General features: G+C 66.7%; 15 protein-coding genes. 13 read left to right on the top strand and 2 right to left on the bottom strand.

Features of this window, described 5'->3' with window-relative positions; genetic code table 11:
• Window positions 1–31: 31 nt before the first annotated feature.
• On the top strand, window positions 32–535 hold the full coding sequence (purE, locus tag AAFF32_RS17455) for a 5-(carboxyamino)imidazole ribonucleotide mutase (protein WP_216963049.1): 504 nt from the start codon (window positions 32–34) through the stop codon (window positions 533–535).
• A complete protein-coding gene (locus AAFF32_RS17450) occupies window positions 532–1,671 on the top strand; it encodes a 5-(carboxyamino)imidazole ribonucleotide synthase (protein WP_216963046.1) in 1,140 nt (379 codons plus the stop codon). Before purE ends, AAFF32_RS17450 begins: the two co-directional genes overlap by 4 nt.
• Window positions 1,672–1,743: 72 nt before the next feature.
• Here AAFF32_RS17450 and AAFF32_RS17445 read toward each other — a convergent pair whose 3' ends face one another.
• On the bottom strand, window positions 1,744–2,322 hold the full coding sequence (locus AAFF32_RS17445) for a Fe-Mn family superoxide dismutase (protein ID WP_342315872.1): 579 nt from the start codon (window positions 2,320–2,322) through the stop codon (window positions 1,744–1,746).
• A gap of 157 nt (window positions 2,323–2,479) precedes the next feature.
• On the opposite strand from AAFF32_RS17445, the gene grxD reads away from it, so the two are divergent.
• From grxD to ppnN, 5 genes are all read left to right on the top strand, one after another.
• Window positions 2,480–2,800 carry a Grx4 family monothiol glutaredoxin gene (gene grxD / locus AAFF32_RS17440; protein WP_216963041.1) on the top strand — a complete coding sequence of 107 codons (321 nt, stop codon included), beginning with the start codon at window positions 2,480–2,482 and terminating at the stop codon, window positions 2,798–2,800.
• Entirely contained in the window at window positions 2,797–3,564 is a 768-nt protein-coding gene (locus AAFF32_RS17435) for an SDR family NAD(P)-dependent oxidoreductase (protein WP_216963038.1), read from the top strand. The genes grxD and AAFF32_RS17435 overlap by 4 nt, the downstream gene beginning before the upstream one ends.
• A gap of 10 nt (window positions 3,565–3,574) precedes the next feature.
• The gene (locus AAFF32_RS17430; RefSeq protein ID WP_216963035.1) at window positions 3,575–4,171 is read left to right on the top strand and encodes a YhgN family NAAT transporter; all 597 of its coding nucleotides are present in this window, start codon (window positions 3,575–3,577) and stop codon (window positions 4,169–4,171) included.
• A gap of 296 nt (window positions 4,172–4,467) precedes the next feature.
• Complete coding sequence (locus AAFF32_RS17425) at window positions 4,468–7,887, top strand: carboxypeptidase regulatory-like domain-containing protein (protein ID WP_342315871.1); 3,420 nt, start codon at window positions 4,468–4,470, stop codon at window positions 7,885–7,887.
• 129 nt (window positions 7,888–8,016) lie between these two features.
• Complete coding sequence (ppnN, locus tag AAFF32_RS17420; protein WP_342315870.1) at window positions 8,017–9,402, top strand: nucleotide 5'-monophosphate nucleosidase PpnN; 1,386 nt, start codon at window positions 8,017–8,019, stop codon at window positions 9,400–9,402.
• A gap of 45 nt (window positions 9,403–9,447) precedes the next feature.
• Here ppnN and AAFF32_RS17415 read toward each other — a convergent pair whose 3' ends face one another.
• Entirely contained in the window at window positions 9,448–10,470 is a 1,023-nt protein-coding gene (locus AAFF32_RS17415; protein WP_216963018.1) for a histidine kinase, read from the bottom strand.
• A gap of 206 nt (window positions 10,471–10,676) precedes the next feature.
• Here AAFF32_RS17415 and AAFF32_RS17410 point away from each other — a divergent pair, with 206 nt between their 5' ends.
• The 6 genes from AAFF32_RS17410 to AAFF32_RS17385 are packed head-to-tail and all read left to right on the top strand — an operon-like array spanning window position 10,677 to window position 17,809.
• Window positions 10,677–11,216 carry a GspH/FimT family pseudopilin gene (locus AAFF32_RS17410; protein WP_216964255.1) on the top strand — a complete coding sequence of 180 codons (540 nt, stop codon included), beginning with the start codon at window positions 10,677–10,679 and terminating at the stop codon, window positions 11,214–11,216.
• Complete coding sequence (gene pilV, locus AAFF32_RS17405; protein WP_342315869.1) at window positions 11,207–11,731, top strand: type IV pilus modification protein PilV; 525 nt, start codon at window positions 11,207–11,209, stop codon at window positions 11,729–11,731. The genes AAFF32_RS17410 and pilV overlap by 10 nt, the downstream gene beginning before the upstream one ends.
• Window positions 11,728–13,026, top strand: a complete 1,299-nt coding sequence (locus AAFF32_RS17400) for a PilW family protein (RefSeq protein ID WP_216964251.1) — start codon at window positions 11,728–11,730, stop codon at window positions 13,024–13,026. Before pilV ends, AAFF32_RS17400 begins: the two co-directional genes overlap by 4 nt.
• A gap of 11 nt (window positions 13,027–13,037) precedes the next feature.
• Window positions 13,038–13,538, top strand: coding sequence for a PilX N-terminal domain-containing pilus assembly protein (locus AAFF32_RS17395; RefSeq protein ID WP_216963015.1), 501 nt, complete (start codon window positions 13,038–13,040; stop codon window positions 13,536–13,538).
• Between the two features lie 12 nt (window positions 13,539–13,550).
• On the top strand, window positions 13,551–17,357 hold the full coding sequence (locus tag AAFF32_RS17390) for a PilC/PilY family type IV pilus protein (protein WP_342315868.1): 3,807 nt from the start codon (window positions 13,551–13,553) through the stop codon (window positions 17,355–17,357).
• A complete protein-coding gene (locus AAFF32_RS17385; RefSeq protein ID WP_216963009.1) occupies window positions 17,354–17,809 on the top strand; it encodes a type IV pilin protein in 456 nt (151 codons plus the stop codon). Before AAFF32_RS17390 ends, AAFF32_RS17385 begins: the two co-directional genes overlap by 4 nt.
• Window positions 17,810–17,854 lie beyond the last annotated feature (45 nt).

Here is a 17,854-nt window from a genome sequence, read left to right as displayed (position 1 = left end):
TAGAATACGTCTTTGTCCCAAGGCTCGACCAATGTCCGACACCGCCGCCGCCCCGCTCGTGGGCATCGTGATGGGCTCGCGCTCCGACTGGGAGACGATGCAGCATGCCGCCGCGAAGCTGGAGGCGCTGGGCGTCCCGCACGAAGTGCGCGTCGTGTCGGCGCATCGCACGCCGGACGTGCTGTTCGACTACGCCGCCACGGCGAAGTCGCGCGGCCTGCGCGCGATCATCGCCGGCGCCGGCGGTGCGGCCCACCTGCCGGGCATGCTGGCGTCCAAGACCGCCGTTCCGGTGCTGGGCGTGCCGGTGCAGAGCAAGGCGCTCAACGGCATGGATTCGCTGCTGTCGATCGTGCAGATGCCCGCCGGCATCCCGGTCGCCACATTCGCCATCGGCAACGCCGGCGCGGCCAATGCGGCTCTGTTCGCCGCGGCCATGCTGGCGAACGAACAGCCCGCCATCGGCCAGGCCCTGGAGGCCTTCCGCACCCGCCAGACCGACGACGTGCTGGCCAACGACGACCCGCGCCGATGACCACGGTCGGCATCCTCGGTGGCGGGCAGCTGGCCCGCATGCTCGCGCTTTCCGGCGCGCCGCTCGGCTTGCGCTTCCTGGTGATGGACAACGTCGCCGATGCCTGCGCCGGGCAGTTTGCGCCGATGGTGGTGGGCGACTACCGGGACGAGGCCGCGTTGGCCGAGTTCGCCTCGCGCGTGGACGTGGCGACGTTCGACTTCGAGAACGTGCCCGCCGAATCGGCGCAATGGTTGAGCGAGCGGGTGTCGGTGTTCCCGAACCCCGGTGCGCTGGCGACCGCGCAGGATCGCCTGGCGGAAAAGACCTTGTTCCAGCAGCTCGGCATTCCCGTGCCGCCGTTTGCGGCCATCGACACGCGTGAGCAGCTCGATGCGGCACTCCTGGAGATCGGCACGCCTTGCATCCTCAAGACGCGCCGGCTCGGCTACGACGGCAAGGGCCAGTTCCGCATCAAGACGCCCGCCGATGCCGACGCGGCGTGGGACGCGCTGGGCGCGCAGGCGGGCAAGGTCGGGCTGATCCTGGAAGGCTTCGTGCATTTCCAGCGCGAGCTGTCGGTGGTCGCCGTGCGCGGCCGCGACGGCGAATTCCGCGCCTGGCCGCTCACCGAGAACTGGCACGTCGACGGCGTGCTGTCGGCGAGCCTGGCGCCTGCCACCGTGGACAGCGCATTGAGCGAGATCGCCTACGACTACGCGCGCCGCCTGGGCGAAGCGATGGACTATGTCGGCGTGTTCGCGCTGGAGCTGTTCTGCCGCGACGATGAGCTGCTTGCCAACGAACTCGCCCCGCGCGTGCACAACTCCGGCCACTGGACCATCGAAGGCAGCGAGACCAGCCAGTTCCAGAACCACCTGCGCGCCGTGCTCGGCCTGCCGCTGGGCGATACGCGCATGCTCGGACTGGCGTGCATGCTCAACTGGATCGGGCAGATGCCCGACGCGTTGCCGATGCTGCGCGAACCCGGCGGCCACTGGCATGACTACGGCAAGCAGCCGCGCGAAGGCCGCAAGGTCGGGCACGCGACGCTGCGCGCCGACAATGCGCACGTGCTGGCGCTCTCGCTGGAGCGCGTCGGCGAAGCGCTGGGCCGGCAGGCGCAGGTCGCGCCGGTGATCGAAGCGTTGCGCTGATCGCCGACGTCGCGGCGGAAACGAAAACGGCCGGGTTTCGCCGGCCGTTTTTTGTTGCGCGCGGATCGACCCTTACTTCAGGTTCGACGCCACGAAGTCCCAGTTGACCAGGTTCCAGAACGCTTCCAGGTACTTCGGACGGGCGTTGCGGTAATCGATGTAGTAGGCGTGTTCCCACACGTCGCAGGTCAGCAGCGCGGTGTCCTCGCCGGTCAGCGGCGTGGCGGCGTTGGAGGTGCTCACCAGGCCCAGCGAGCCGTCCGGGCGCTGCACCAGCCAGCCCCAGCCCGAACCGAAGGTGCCCACGGAGACCTTCGTGAACTCTTCCTTGAACTTGGCGAAATCGCCGAACGCCTTATTGATCAGATCGGCCAGCGCGCCGGTCGGCTCACCGCCGCCCTTGGGCGAGAGGCAGTTCCAGTAGAAGGTGTGGTTCCACACCTGCGCGGCGTTGTTGAACATGCCGCCCTGCGACTTGCGGATGATCTCTTCCAGCGACAGGCTCGCGAACTCCGTGCCCTCGATCATCTTGTTGAGGTTGTCCACGTAGGTCTTGTGATGCTTGCCGTAGTGGTAGTCCAGCGTCTCGCCGGAGATGTGCGGTTCCAGCGCGGTGCGGTCGTAGGGCAGGGGGGGCAGTTCGATGGCCATTGCGGGCTCCTGGGGGCTGGCTAGGGGAATGCCGGGCGGCGTCCTGGACTTGAGCGCGTCCGCGGCTCGGGAAGGCTTACAATTGGACATTCTATCCCCACGTTCCGTTGCCGTGCCGTCAATCGCAGGGCAACGCACCATTGCAGGAGTTGCATCCATGTCCGTGATGGAGCGGATCCAGGCCGAAGTCGAAAGCCACCCGATCGTCCTTTTCATGAAGGGCACCGCGCAGTTCCCGATGTGCGGCTTCTCCAGCCGCGCCGTGCAGGCGCTCAAGGCCGCCGGTGCGAACGAACTGCACACGGTCAACGTGCTGGAGGACCCGGAGATTCGCGCGAACCTGCCGCGTTACTCGAACTGGCCGACGTTCCCGCAGCTCTTCATCCATGGCGAGCTGATCGGCGGGTGCGACATCACGCTGGAACTGTTCGAGTCCGGCGAGCTGGCACGCATGATCAGCGAGACGCAGCGCCAGTGATCGGGTCCGAAGCACCGGGCGCCCGTTCGCTCGAAGGCCGTGTCGTTCTGGTGACCGGCGCGCACGGTGGCCTCGGCAGCGCCGCTGCGCAGGCATGCGCGCGTGCCGGTGCGACGGTCGTGCTGCTCGGCCGCAAGGTGCCGAAGTTGAACCGCGTGTACGACGCGCTGGCGCAGATCGGGCCGGAGCCGCTGCTGTATCCGCTCGACCTGGAAGGCGCGTCCGCCGACGACTACGCCGAACTGGCGCAGCGCATCGAAAGCGAACTCGGCCGTCTGGACGGCGTGCTGCATTGCGCCGCCGACTTCGCCGGGCTCACGCCGCTGGCGCAGACCGATCCGGCGGTGTTCGCGCGCGCGCTGCACGTCAACCTCACCGCACCGTGGTGGCTGACGCAGGCCTGCCTGCCGCTGCTGGCGAAGGCGGAGGATGCTGCCGTGGTGTTCGTGGTGGACGATGCTTCGCGCATCGGCCAGGCGTACTGGGGCGGTTACGGTCTCGCCAAGCAAGGGCTCGAAGGCCTGGTGCGCATGCTCCATGCCGAACTCGCCAATTCGCCCGTGCGCGTGTCGGGCCTGCAGCCCGGCCCGATGCGTACGCCGCTGCGCGCCAAGGCGTACGTGGAAGAGAACGATCGCGTCGCGATGGAGCCGATCGCCTATGCCGCCGCGTGCGTGACGCTGCTGTCGCCGGACGGCGCCGCGCACCGTGGCAAGGTCTGGGCGCCGTCGCCCGCCGCTGTCTCCCTGACCCAGTTGCAGTGACGCCACGCCGATGACCATCGCTTCTGCCGCGCTGCTGCTGTTCCTGATCCTCGACCCGCTGGGCAACGTTCCGGTATTCCTGAGCCTGCTGCGCGGTCTGCCGCCCAAGCGCCAGCGCATCGTGCTGGCGCGCGAGCTGCTGATCGCGCTGGCGGTGCTGATGCTGTTCCTGTGGGGCGGCAAGTACGCACTGGAGCTGATGCATCTGCGCCAGGAGTCGGTCTCCATCGCCGGCGGCATCGTGCTGTTCCTCATCGGCATCCGCATGATCTTTCCGCCACCGGAAGGTCTGATGGGTGAGCTCCCGGACGGCGAGCCTTTCATCGTCCCGATGGCGATCCCGCTGGTGGCCGGCCCGTCCGGCATGGCGGCGGTGATGCTGATGGGCAGCAACGAGCCCGCTCGCCTGACCGACTGGAGCATCGCCCTGCTCGTCGCCTGGGGCGCGACGGCCGCGATCCTGTTCTCGGCCACGCTGCTCTACAAGCTGCTCGGCCGCCGCGCGCTGACCGCCATCGAACGCCTGATGGGCATGCTGCTGGTGGCAATCTCGGTGCAGATGTTCCTCGACGGCCTGGGCACCTACCTCAAGATCTCCCCGCCCTGACGCCGCCCCTCGCCGGCCCCGGCCCGAACCCGACCCGCGCCTGCCGCCGGTCGGGTTTTTTGTGACGCCCATGGGGCCGAATTGCCCGTAGGCCGCGTGAAGAACGGGTTGACGGTTTATGGCGGTTGTTGACGGCCGTCACGTCTCTGTCACAGACCCTACCTAGCCTGTTAAACTGCTGTTAACGGCGGGGCTCCGGCCCCGGCGCCCCAGGGGGCGAAACCAAGAATTTCTCGCGCGGGTACGACCGGGGTCGTGCCTCGCTTTCCTCTTGTGAACAATACCGAGGCCATCGTATGACCCAGACCAACCGCGTCCGCATGTCCAAGCTCACGCTTGGCCTGCTCGCCGCACTCGCATCCGCACCGGTGTTCGCGCAGGCCACGTCCGCCGGCGTCGGCGGCATGGTGACCCGCACCGACGGCCAGCCCGTCGCCGGCGCAGAAGTCACCATCACTCACGTCGAATCCGGAACCGTGAGCCGCGCGACCACCGACGCGAGCGGCCGCTACTCCGCGCGCGGCCTGCGCGTCGGCGGCCCGTACACGGTCAACATCACCAAGCCGGGTGAGGGCACCAAGACCGAGGACAACGTCTTCCTCGATCTGAACAAGGTCAACACGATCAACGCCGCGCTTACCGGCGACCTCACCACGCTCGACGCCGTTACCGCGGTTGCGGTCGGCGGCTCCGACGTCTTCAGCGCGACCAAGATGGGCGCGGGCACGAGCGTCAGCCGCCAGACCATCGAGTCGCTGCCATCGGTCAACGGCAACATCCAGGACTACATGCGCCTGGATCCGCGCCTGGCGGTCACCGACCGCGCGTCGGGCTCCATCTCCGCCGGCGGCCAGAACCCGCGCTTCAACAAGATCACCATCGACGGCGTCTCGGCCAGCGACACCTTCGGCCTGGAAGGCAACAACATGCCGACCCAGCGCCAGCCGGTGTCGATGGACGCGATCGAGGCCATCGACGTCAACGTGTCCAACTACGACGTGTCGTTCTCGGGCGCTGCAGGCGCCAACGTCAACGCCGTCACCAAGTCGGGCACCAACGAATTCCACGGCACCATCTACGGTTACTACCGTGATGGCGACTGGTTCGGCGACTACCCGGCCCGCGTTGCGGGCAGCACGCTGGACATCACCGGCCTGCCGTTCGACGAGTTCAAGGACGAGACGACCTACGGCATGACCTTCGGTGGTCCGCTGATCAAGGACAAGCTGTTCTTCTTCGCCAACTACGAGAAGTTCAAGCAGACCGACATCGGCCCGGCCGGCAAGGACCAGGGCACCAACCCGCTGGCCGTGGGCGCGGACTTCACCGCCGCCGACGTCGGCACCGTGCAGGACATCGCGCGCAGCGTGTGGGGCTTCGACCCGGGCAGCACCAGCGGCACCGGCGACACGGAGCTGGAGGAGTACGCGCTCAAGATCGACTGGAACATCAACGACGCCCACCGTGCCAGCCTGCGTTACAGCAAGCTCGAGCAGAACCGCGTGCGTCCGGAAGCCTCCACCGCCAGCGTGCTGGCGCTGAGCTCCAACTGGTACAACCACGTCAAGACCGTGGAAAGCTACGTCGGCCAGCTCTTCAGCGACTGGACCGACACCTTCTCCACCGAGTTCAAGGCCTCCTACCGCGACTACTCGGCGATCCGCGTCAGCCCGACCACCGCGCCGAGCATCAGCGTCTTCTTCGACGACGGCAACCCGGCCACGGCCATCAACACCGGTGACGCCATCCGCCTGGGCACCGAGCGCAGCTCGCCGGGCAACACGCTGCTGACCGAAACCTGGAACTACTTCGCGGCCGGCACCTGGTCGCTGGGCGACCACGACCTCAAGGTCGGCGCCGAGTACAGCGAAAACGAGATCTACAACTTCTTCCTGCAGGACTCGTGGGGCAACTACAGCTTCTACGTGCCGAAGGTGAACGGTGTCTCCGACTTCGGCAACCTGCGTCGCGGCCAGTACTTCGACTACGACCTGCAGACCAACCCGGCCGATCCGGACGCGATCGCCGCGCGCTACAAGGACAAGCGCCTGGCCTTCTTCGTGCAGGACACGTGGTATGTCTCGCCGAACCTGACGCTGAGTGCCGGCGTGCGCGCCGACCGTCCGGAAGCGACGCCGGCTCCGCCGTTCAACCCGTGCTTCGCCTCGCCGCGCGTGGCCAACGGCACCGGCCCGGCCAGCTGCCCGAACGGCGGCTTCGGTCTGGACAACACCAGCACGTACAGCGACGACTACATCATCCAGCCGCGCTTCGGCTTCAACTACACCTTCGACTGGGAGCGTCCGGCGCAGCTGCGCGGTGGCGTGGGCCTGTTCCAGGGTGATGCGCCGCAGGTGTGGGTCGGCAACTCGTACAGCAGCACGGGCATGAACTACGTCGCCTACGGCACCCCGGGCACGTGGTCGGCCACGAACACGCAGGTCATCAACTGCATGGGCACCGGCGCCAACGGCTGGAACCCCACCACCGGTTGCAACAACGGCGTGAACTTCAGCGGTGACGGCCTGAACCAGCCGATCCCGGCGACGGGCACCGGCATCCGCAACGTCAACCTCATCTCGGAAGACTTCGATCTGCCGTCGGTGTGGAAGGCGAACCTGGCCATGGACGTCGAGACGCCGTGGGACGGCATCGTCGCGTCGGCCGAGCTGCTGATGACCGACGTCAAGAACGGCCTGTTCTACCGCTCGCTCAACGTCGGCCCGGGCTTCACCGGTCCCGATGGCCGCACGCTGTACTTCAACCCGAACTCGCCGCTCAAGAACGCCACGCCGCGCTTCGGCAACAACAGCTACTTCGGTGACGTCTACCAGCTGGAGAACACCGGCAAGGGCAAGGGCCAGCAGTTCACCGTCGGCCTGAGCAAGCCCTTCAGCGACGACACCGACTGGTCGTGGAGCCTGTACTACACCTACACCAACGCCGAGGAAGTGTCGGCGCTGACCAGCTCGACCGCGGGTTCGGGCTACGGTTCGCAGCTGGGCTTCAACATCAACGAGCCGACCAGCTCGACCGCCCGTTACGAGATCCGCGACCGCATCGCCGGCACGTTGAACTGGGACCACAAGTTCTTCGGCGACTACAACACCCACGTCGGCCTGTTCTACGAAGGCCGCAGCGGTCGTCCGTACAGCTACATCTTCAACGGCGACGCGAACGGCGACGCTCGCACCTTCAACGACCTGTTCTACGTGCCGGCGGGCCCGGGCGATGTGCTGTTCGGTTCGTTCAACGCGCAGAACCGCTTCGTGGCGAACCCGGCGATGGAGCAGGCGTTCTGGACCTGGCTGGGCACGCAGACGGACCTGAACGCCTACAAGGGTCAGGTGGCTCCGGAGAACGCCTTCCGCGCCAGCTGGGTCAACACCTTCGACGTGCGCATCAGCCAGGAGCTGCCGGGCTTCTTCAAGGGCCACAAGTCGCAGATCTGGTTCGACATCCAGAACATCGGCAACCTGTTGAACAAGGATTGGGGCCACGTCATCGACTACGGCTTCAACGCCAACGTCGCAGCCGCCACCCTGGTCGGCATCGACCCGGCGACCGGCAAGTACGTGTACAGCTACCGCGGCAACGGCCCGAATGGCCAGGAGTTCGGCCAGACGACCGCGAAGGGCATCCCGACCAACGCGGACGGCCAGACCAACGGCATCTCGCAGTGGTCGATGTCGGTGGGCGTGCGCTACGAGTTCTGATCCAGCGGACTTGATGCGTTGTCGAAAACGGCCGGGACCTCCCGGCCGTTTTCTTTTTGTGGGGCAGGGGGCTAGAGTCGCAGGGCCAAAGAACGACAAGCACGTAACGAGAAGAACACAGAGAAGGCAATGAGCACCGCAACCCCCATCGAAACCACCCTTCCCACCGTGAACGCGCGCATCTACCCGAAGGGCGGACTGGATGTCCTTTCACGCGACGAGGTCGCCCGTCTGCGCGATGTTTCCACCGGCATGCACGACCTGCTGCGCCGCTGTGCGCTGGCGGTGCTGACCAGCGGCAGCGCGTCCGACGACCCGCGCGCCGCGCGCGAGCTGTACCCCGAATTCGACATCGAAGTGCACCAGCAGGATCGCGGCATGCGCATCGACCTGCACCATGCGCCCGCAATGGCCTTCGTCGACGGCGAGATCATTCGCGGCGTCGCCGAACTGCTCTTCGCCGTCGTGCGCGACCTGGCCTACACCGTGATCGAGCTGGGCCCCGACGCCAAGCGCGACCTCGACAGCACCGACGGCATCACCGACGGCGTGTTCGGCCTGCTGCGCAATGCGCGAATCCTGCACCCGACCGATCCGAACCTGGTCGTGTGCTGGGGCGGCCATTCGATCTCGCGCGACGAATACGTCTACACCAAGCAGGTCGGGTACGAGCTGGGCCTGCGCGGGCTGGACATCTGCACCGGCTGCGGCCCGGGCGCGATGAAGGGGCCGATGAAGGGCGCGACGATCGCGCACGCCAAGCAGCGTCGATTCAAGACGCGCTACATCGGCATCACCGAGCCGGGCATCATCGCGGCCGAATCGCCGAACCCGATCGTCAACCACCTGGTGATCATGCCGGACATCGAGAAACGTCTCGAAGCGTTCGTGCGCCTGGGCCACGGCATCATCGTGTTCCCGGGTGGCGTCGGCACGGCGGAAGAGATCCTCTACCTGCTCGGCATCCTGCTGCGCGAAGAGAACGCGCACCTGCCGTTCCCGCTGATCCTCACCGGCCCGACCGGCGCGGCGCCGTATTTCGAGCAGATCGACAAGTTCATCCGCCTCACGCTGGGCGAGGCGGCGACGCAGCGCTACGAGATCGTCATCGGCGATCCGGACAAGGTGGCCAAGCACATGGCCACCGGCATCCGCAAAGTTCGCGAGCACCGCATCGCGCAGAAGGACTCGTTCTTCTTCAACTGGTCGATCGACATCCCGCTGACGTTCCAGCGTCCCTTCGTGCCCACCCACGAGGCGATGGCCTCGCTCGACCTGCACCACGGCCGCAAGCCGCACGAACTGGCGGCGGACCTGCGCCGCGCGTTCTCCGGCATCGTCGCCGGCAACGTGAAGGAAGACGGCATGCGTCGCATCGAGCAGTTCGGACCGTTCGAGATCCACGGCGATCCGGACATGATGCAGTCGCTCGACGCACTGCTTCGCGCCTTCGTCGAACAGCGCCGCATGAAGATCGCGGGCGAGTACAAGCCCTGCTATCGCGTGGTGGCGTAAGGCCGAACCCCAGCCCTCTCCCGAGCGCGGGAGAGGGCGTTTGTTTCAAGGGTTTGCCGGCAGACGCACGGTTGCGATGAACCGCTTGCCTTCCAGTTGCGTGAGCACGCTGCCACGCCCGCCGGTCAGTGCTTCGATCCGCACCTGCGAGGCATTGAGGCCGACGTGGTGGCCGGGGCGGTTCTCGCCGCCGCTGGGCAGTGGATTCACGATCCGCACGACCACCGTCTCGGGCATCGTCGACACGGAAATCTCCAGCTCGCCGCCGTCCGGCCGGCGTTCGATGCCGTGGCGAATGGCGTTTTCGACCAGCGGCTGGATCGACAGTGCGGGCACCATCACCGCGGGCATCTCGCGAGGCAGTTTCCACACGATGCGCAGGCGCTCGCCGAAGCGCAGCGATTCGATCTCCAGGTAACGGCGGGCGAGGGCGAGTTCCTCTTCCAGCGTAATGTCGCGCGGCCCGGCGAGCGCGGCGCGGAACAGGTCGGCCAGGTCCAGCAGCAGACGCTCGACTTCCTCCGGTCGTCGATGGACCAGGGCCGCGCCCGTGTTCAGCGTGTTGAACAGGAAGTGCGGGCGGATCCTGGCCTGCAGCGCTTCCAACTCCAGTTGCTTCGCGCGCAGCGCGAGCTGCCGCGCGCGCCACTGGCTCTGGAACACCGCGATGCCGATCACGCCCACCGTCATGACCATCCCGATCAGGCGCCACTGGGCCCAATGCCACTCGCTCAGGTCCATGCCCCAGCCTTCACGGAAGAAGAAGCCGATCGCGGCGGTGATCACCCAGGTGCTGATCAACAGGATCGCCAGCACCACGTAGGCGATGCGCTGCGGCGGCAGTGACCGGATCGGTTTGCGCACCAGGTACAGCGTCGCGATGCTCCACAGCAGCACCCACTGGATCGCCACCGACATCAGGACGAAATAGCGCAGGCGCTGCTCGTCCAGTCCCGGGGCCAGTGCCAGCAGCAGCGCCAGCGCCTCGCCGGACAACATGGTCCAGACGATGGCGGACGGCTGCCACAAAGCATCCAGCGGGCTGTGTGCGGGTTGCGAATTGGGCATTGGAGCACTGCAGTCGCGCGGGCGCCGGGCCACCATATTGCCTGCCGGCCCGTGGCGGGGGCCATAGCGCCGGCAGGCCGGGGGAGACGGGCATCACAACCGCTTCGACGCCCATCGGCCGATACGACCGCTCGTCCCGGGTGCGCTTGTGCCCGGGCGGCAGGCGGGGAACGATGGCCCTCGGGGTGTAAGGGGAATTCCAGTCCATGACCAGATCCACGAGCCGAGGGTTCACCCTCGTCGAGCTCATGATCACGATCGCCGTGCTCGCCGTCGGGTCGATGCTCGCGTATCCGTCGTTTTCGAACGTGATCAAGTCCAACCGCGTCGCCACGTCGACCAACAGCCTGATCGCGGCCTTCAACCTGGCGCGCAGCGAAGCCATCCGCAGCAATCGCGGCGCGGGCGTGTGTCCGTCCAAGGCCGGCACTGCGTGCGAGGGCAGCGACTGGAGCACCGGCTTCATCGCCTTCACCGACCAGGACGGCAGCGGCGGCTGGTCCGCCGGCGACAGCGTGCTGCGCTTCTTCGAGGGCAACGAGGCGCTGACCTTCACCGCGGCGCCGGGCGCCAACGAGCCGGCGGGCAACGTCGACGTGGTCGTGTTCGGCCGCTCCGGTCGCGCCGCCCATGCGGTCGATTTCACCGTGAAGGCCACCAAGTGCAAGACGGGTGAGCAGTACCAGCGCCAGCTCAAGGTCACCAAGCCCGGCCAAACCCGACTGGAGAAGCAAGCGTGCGCGTGATCCGACGTCCTCCTTCGGCCCCCCGCGGACAAGCGGGTTTCTCCCTCATCGAAGTGCTCATCGCGTTGCTCGTGCTCGCGCTGGGCCTGCTCGGCCTGGCGTTCCTGCAGGTGTTGAACGTGCGTTACACCAGCAGCGCCGAGCACCGCACGATGGCCACGAACCTGGCGACGGAGGTCATCGACATGATGCGCTCCAATCCGCGCCACCTGGTCGTCTACAACCGCCTGGACGAGGCCTCCTTCGCCGGCGTGACCCCGCCGGCCGGCGGCTGCAGCAAGCTCGGCGAAGGCGAAGCGACCGCACAGAAGAACATCGAACGCTGGCGCTGCGACGTGGTTTCGCAGCTGCCGGGCGGCGTCGGCAGGGTCCAGGTCGCGGGCAACGACGCCATCGGCTACACCGCCACGGTCGATCTGACCTGGGTGGACGACGTGGGTCGTGAGGACAACGCCGCCGAAAACGCAAAGGGCACCGGCCAGAAGGTGACGTTCCAGGTGGTGACGCTGCTATGAAGAACCTGTATCCGTCGAGCCGACGCAACGCCGCCGGTCTTTCGCTGATCGAACTGATGATCGCCATGGTCATCGGCCTGATCCTGCTGCTGGGCCTGGTGCAGGTGATGAGCGCCTCGCGCGCCGCCTACCAGCTCTCCACCGGTGTTGCGCGCACGCAGGAAAACGCGCGCTTCGCCGTGGACTTCCTGCAGCGCGACCTGCGCATGGCCGGCCACATGGGCTGCGTCAACGACCAGTCGCACATGGCGCCGGAAAGCCCGGGCTCCACCGACGCCAGCCGCCAGGGCATGAACCTGTGGTTCCTGGACAAGACGCAGCGCGACAACCGCGCCTTCACCGCGCTCAACGACACCAAGTTCCAGCTGCGTTTCGACCTGGGTGTGCAGGGCTTCGAAGCACAGGCCACCGGTCCCGCGGACACCGTGACGCTTGCCGAAGGCACGCCGGTCGCCGGCAATGCCAACCAGTGGGTGCCGGCGCTGCCCAAGCCCATCGCGGACCTGAAGCCGGTTCCGGGCAGTGACATCGTGGTTGTGCGCTTCCTCTCGCGCGACGGCGTGCCCGCCACGCTGACCGCGACCTCGACGACGGCCTACAAGATCACCCCGGACAGCTACGGCTCGACGGTGGCCACCGCCGATTCCACGGGGCTGTTCGCACTGGCGGACTGCCAGCAGGTGAGCATCTTCGCCACCGACGCGGTCGATGCGACCACCGGCGTCATGGACGTCAAGGTGGCCGGCCTCAACGCCAGCGGCCTGATCGGCGACGAGTGGAGCTTCGACGGCGCCACGAACAAGCCGGTGCTCTACCGCGCGGAGACGGTCGTCTACTACGTCGGTGTCGGTGCCGGCACCAATGTCGACGGAACCCAGCCGCCGGCGCTGTATCGTGCGCGCGCGCTCGTGGACGGCGCCAACGTGAAGTTCGTGACGGAAGAACTCGTCGAAGGCGTCGACTCCATGCAGCTGCTCTACGGCATGGACGAGAACCTGCCCGCCAACCTGCCGCGCGGCAACATCGAGCGCGTGCGCACCGCCGGCACGGTGAACGCCGCGCCGAACAACAACCCCACCAATGCGCAGTCCGATGAGTGGCGCCGCGTCGGCGCACTGCAGGTCGGCCTGCTGATGCGCAGCTCCGACCGCTCCGCCTCCGACCAGGCCACCGTCACGCCCGTGGTGCTGGGCGTGAAGATGCAGCGTGGCGCCGGCGACACCCGCCGCGATGGCCACTACCGCTCCGTCTACGAGACGACGGTGGTGCTGCGCAACCGACTGTTTGGCAACTGAGGCTGCCACCCATGCATCGTTCTTCCTACAACTTCCCCAATCGCCAGCGCGGCGCCGTGCTGTATGTCGCGCTGATCTTCCTGGTGCTGCTCTCGCTGCTGGGCGTCGTCGGCATGCAGGTGGCGGCGCTGCAGGAACGCATGGCGTCCAACTATCGCGCCGTCAACATCGCCTTCCAGCGCGCCGAAGGCCTGGCGCGCCAGGTCGAAGTGCAGGTCAATGCGGACAGCCGCTTCTCGCCCCGCGCCGGCGAGCGCGACGAGGAGCGTCGTTGCGACGATCCCAATCCCGTCCGCGGCAGTTCCTGGGCGGACCTGCGCGCCAATGACGACGATCCGGACACCGCGCTCGTCGCCACGCGCCTGAACGAATGCACGCCCGGTTTCTCCATCGCGCAGGGCACCGCGCCGGTGAACGAGAAGCCGATGATCTGGCAGGTCTCCGCATTTTCGACCGATCAGAAGGCCGCTCCGAGTTCGGACGCCGCGATCGAAACCGTCTTCATGCCTTAAGGGCTGCACCCTATGAACCTCGAACGATTGCTCATCGTTTCCGTAGCCGCCGCCGGCGCAGCAGGCCTGCTGGTCCTGAGTCACGTGGACGCCAACGCCACGCGCCAGGGCGACGGCACGCTGGCGCAGGAGCCGATGCACCTGGGCGCCACGGTGTCCCCGAACTTCATCATGGCCATCGACGATTCCGGTTCGATGACCTTCCAGACCATGTTCCCCGGCAAGGACGGCGAGGGCTGCTGGAGCACCAGTGCCAAGAGCTTCTTCGACGGAACCGCGCTGCGTAAGTCCGGCACCTGCGATTACCTGTACGTGCTGCCGGGGCCTCGCATCAACAACTACTACGGCATTCCGCCGTTCGATATCTACGGCTTCGCGCGCTCGCCGGCCTATAACCCGACGTACTTCAATCCGGACGTGACCTACGATCGCTGGGTCAAGTATGTGGGCGACACGCTGACGGACTACGACAATGCCAGTACCAGCGAAACGCTGGTCGACCCGCGCAAGACGGACAAGGTGAAGCTGTTCGAGGCTCGCTACGAGAAGACCGTCGGCGAGAGCTTCTTCATCCAGAACGACATGAAGCTGCCGGCGGGCACGAACTACACCACCTTCAAGTGCGACCAGTGGAACAACGGTAACTGCACGCGCTGGAATGGCGGCGTGGACAAGAGCTACACCGTCGGCGCCACGGACCTGACCTGGAACAGCGGCGCGCAGCCGATCGCCATCGAATACACGCCGGCCGTCGTCTTCCTCAAGGAAAACCGCACGATCACGGGGTACACGGCGGCCGTCGAGGTCAAGGACGCGTGCGGCACGAATTGCTCGCTGTACAAGTACGTTCCCGTCGACGCGGCAGCCAAGCAGAACTTCGCCAACTGGTTCAGCTTCTACGGCAACCGCAATCGCGCGATGGTGGCGGGCCTGACGCGCTCGCTGAAGGACACCGAGAAGCTGCGCGTCGGCTATTTCACGATCAACGCGACGCTGAAAGACTTGACGATGCGTGACATGGACACGCTCGCGGACAAGAAGGCGTTGTACACCGAGGTGGTCAAGCTCGCCGCCGACGGCAGCACGCCCAACCGCAGGGCGGTCGCGCACATCGGCAACCAGTTCGAGACCAATACGTCGATCATCCAGAATGCCTGCCAGAAGAACGCCGGCATGCTGTTCACCGACGGCTACAGCAACCAGGGCGGCCCGACCTACACCCAGGTGCCCGACGGCAAGGGCGGCTTCAAGGACACCACGACCGCGTACGGCAACGCCGACAGCGCCATGGGCACGCCGTTCAACGATGGCCACAGCAGCACGATGGCCGACATCGCTGCCTACTTCTACAACACGCGTCTGCGCTCGGGCACGTATGCTGCGGGCAAGGTGCCGACCGCCAACCCGACGCTGTGCGAAGGCACGGGCGACAAGCGCGGGCTGGACTGCAACACCAACCTGCACATGAACTTCTACGGCATCACGCTCGGCGCGAAGGGCAAGCTGTTCGGTGTGACGTACGGCGTGAAGGCCGACGGCACCAACAACGGCGCCCTGGCCACGAAGGAAGCGCTGGCGCTGACGTCCTCGCCGGCATGGGAGCAGCGCACCGACGACAACGAAAACACCGTCGACGAGATCTGGCACGCGACGATGAACGCGCGCGGCCAGTACATCAACGCGCAGACGCCGGCCGACATCACCACCGCGATGCGCAACGTGCTCGCCTCGGTGGGCGTGGGCGGCGGCGTGTCGGGCAGCCTGGCGATCACCGGTTCGCGACTGGGCGACAACTCGCTCTCGGTCACGCCGCGCTTCAACCGCAACGGCGTGGACTGGTATGGCGACGTGGTCGCCTCCAAGCCGGCCAAGCAGACCGACACCGACGGCAAGGTCACCTTCACCTACACCACCACCTGGACGGCCAGCCAGAAGGTGCCGGCCGCGGCGGACCGCAAGCTGTTCTATGCCACCACCGACGGCGACAGCACGCCGGCCGTGGCGGACTTCTACACCTCGGGTCCGGGCACGCTGGCGGCCCTGTGCGCCAACTACGCGGCCAATACCTGCGGCCCGCTCTCCGGCGCCGACATCAACGCACTGGGCGTGAGCGCCAGCGAGGCGGTGCATTACCTCGCCGGTGACCGCTCGCTGGAAGGCACCAAGCTGCGCACGCGCACCACGGTGCTGGGCGACATCATCAACTCCACGCCCATCGTGGCGGCGCCGACGGACGATTACGGCTACACGCTGATCCGCAAGGCCGACGGCGGCTTCGAGTACGACCCCTACGGCTACACCAAGTACCTGGACACCAAGAAGACCCGCAAGCGCACGGTCTTCGTCGGCGCCAACGACGGCATGCTGCACGCCTTCCACGGCGACACCGGCGTCGAGCAGTTCGGTTACATCCCGGCGACCTCGGTCGGCTACATGGGCAACCTGCTGTTCCCGGCGAGCCCGAACTTCGAACACCGCTACTACGTGGACGGTCCGGTCGTCGTCTCCGACGCGCGCCTGGGCACGAACTGGAACACGGTCCTGGTCGGCACCGCCGGCGCCGGCGGCCGCAGCGTGTTCGGATTGAACGTGACGTCGCCGTCGAGCTTCTCGGCCAGCGACGTGTTGTGGGAAGTCAACGACAAGATGACCACCGAGGCCGGCAACCGCATCGGCTACGTGCTGGGCAAGCCGGTCATCGTTCCGGTGCGCGGCACCGACGGCAGGCCGGTGTGGAAGGCGATCTTCGGCGGCGGCTACGGCAATCGCCTGAACGCGGACGGCGCTGCCAACGACGGCACGCGCGGTACGGTGACGCTGTTCATCGTCGACATGGCCAGCGGCGATGTCGAATACATCGACGCCAAGGAAGACAACTACAACCTCGCCAACGGCCTGGGCAACATCGTCGCCATCGACCGCTATCAGTACAACAGCACGGCCAAGGGCTACACGCAGGGTTCCGACGGCATGGTCGACACCGTGTACGGCGGCGACCTGCAGGGCAACGTGTGGCGCTTCGACCTCAACGAGACCGGCACCAAGCGCGTCGGCCTGGGCGGCAAGCCGCTGTTCCGTGCGACCAATGGCACCACGCGCCAGCCGATCACCGGTGGCTTCGAGGCGGCCGTGGGACCGCGTGGCGGCGTGATGGTGCTGTTCGGCACCGGCAGCTTCTCGTTCAACAACGACAAGCTCAACACCGACCTGCAGACCATGTACGGCGTGCTGGACATGCCGAGCGAGTCGATCACCCTTCCGCTGACCCGCGCCAACCTGCAGGCGCAGACGATGAATGACAAGTTCGTCATCACGTCGACGCAGGTGAACTACTTCACCCAGCGCGGCTGGTACCTCGACCTGGGCGTGACCAAGGGCGACGGCACCTTCACCAAGGAAGGTGAGCGCATGGTCGGCTATCCGAAGATCGAGGGCGGCATCCTGTACTTCACCTCGTACGCACCGAGCGGCGGCGATGCATGTACCGGTGGCGGCTCCAACTACCTGTACGGCCTCTCCACGCTCAGCGGCGGCGGCGCGCTCGGCATCGTCAAGGTGGGCTCGCCGACGGCGACGGGCCTGGGCGAGGGCACCGGTCGCCTGTCGCTCGCGACCGACGGCTCGGCTCCGGTCAAGGATGTCAGCGTGTTCACCACCGGCAAGCAGGGTGGCCTCGACGGCAACCCGGACGACGCCGCCATCGCCAAGTACGACGCACAGGGCGACCAATACTGCATGGCGATCGTCTCGGTTGCCGGTTCGCAGCCGCTGTATCGTGTGCGACCCTGCGGTCGTCAATCCTGGAGACAGATCCGATGAGCATCGTGGCGTCCCGCCGGGCCGGTAAGAAATCGGCACGCGGTTTCACCCTGATCGAGCTGATGATCGTGGTTGCGGTGGTCGCCATCCTGGCGGGCATCGCATACCCCGCCTACAACGACGCGGTGCGCAAGAGCCGCCGTGGTCAGGCGAAGGCGGACATGATCGAGCTGATGCAGATGGCCGAGCGCTATCGCACGGTCAACAACACGTACAAGGACTTCGGCAAGCCCGGCGGAGACGGCACGTTGGACGGCGCGTGGGGCAAGTCCCCGCGCAACGGCACGCAGTACTACGCGATCAAGGCGACGACGCACAACGCCAACACCCTGGTCCTGGAGGCGGTTCCGACCGCCGGCGGCGGCCAGGACAAGGACAAGTGCAAGACCCTGAAGATCGATGCGACGGGCAAGAAGGAATCGACAGGAACCGATCCGATCACCTGCTGGTGAATCGACCGGCGGATGATCGACCGAGGGCCGCGCGCAAGCGCGGCC

It is taken from the genome of Lysobacter sp. FW306-1B-D06B, from assembly GCF_038446665.1.
In the GTDB taxonomy this organism is placed as follows: Bacteria; Pseudomonadota; Gammaproteobacteria; order Xanthomonadales; family Xanthomonadaceae; genus Lysobacter_J.
This window is presented reverse-complemented; position numbering and strand designations above follow the sequence as displayed.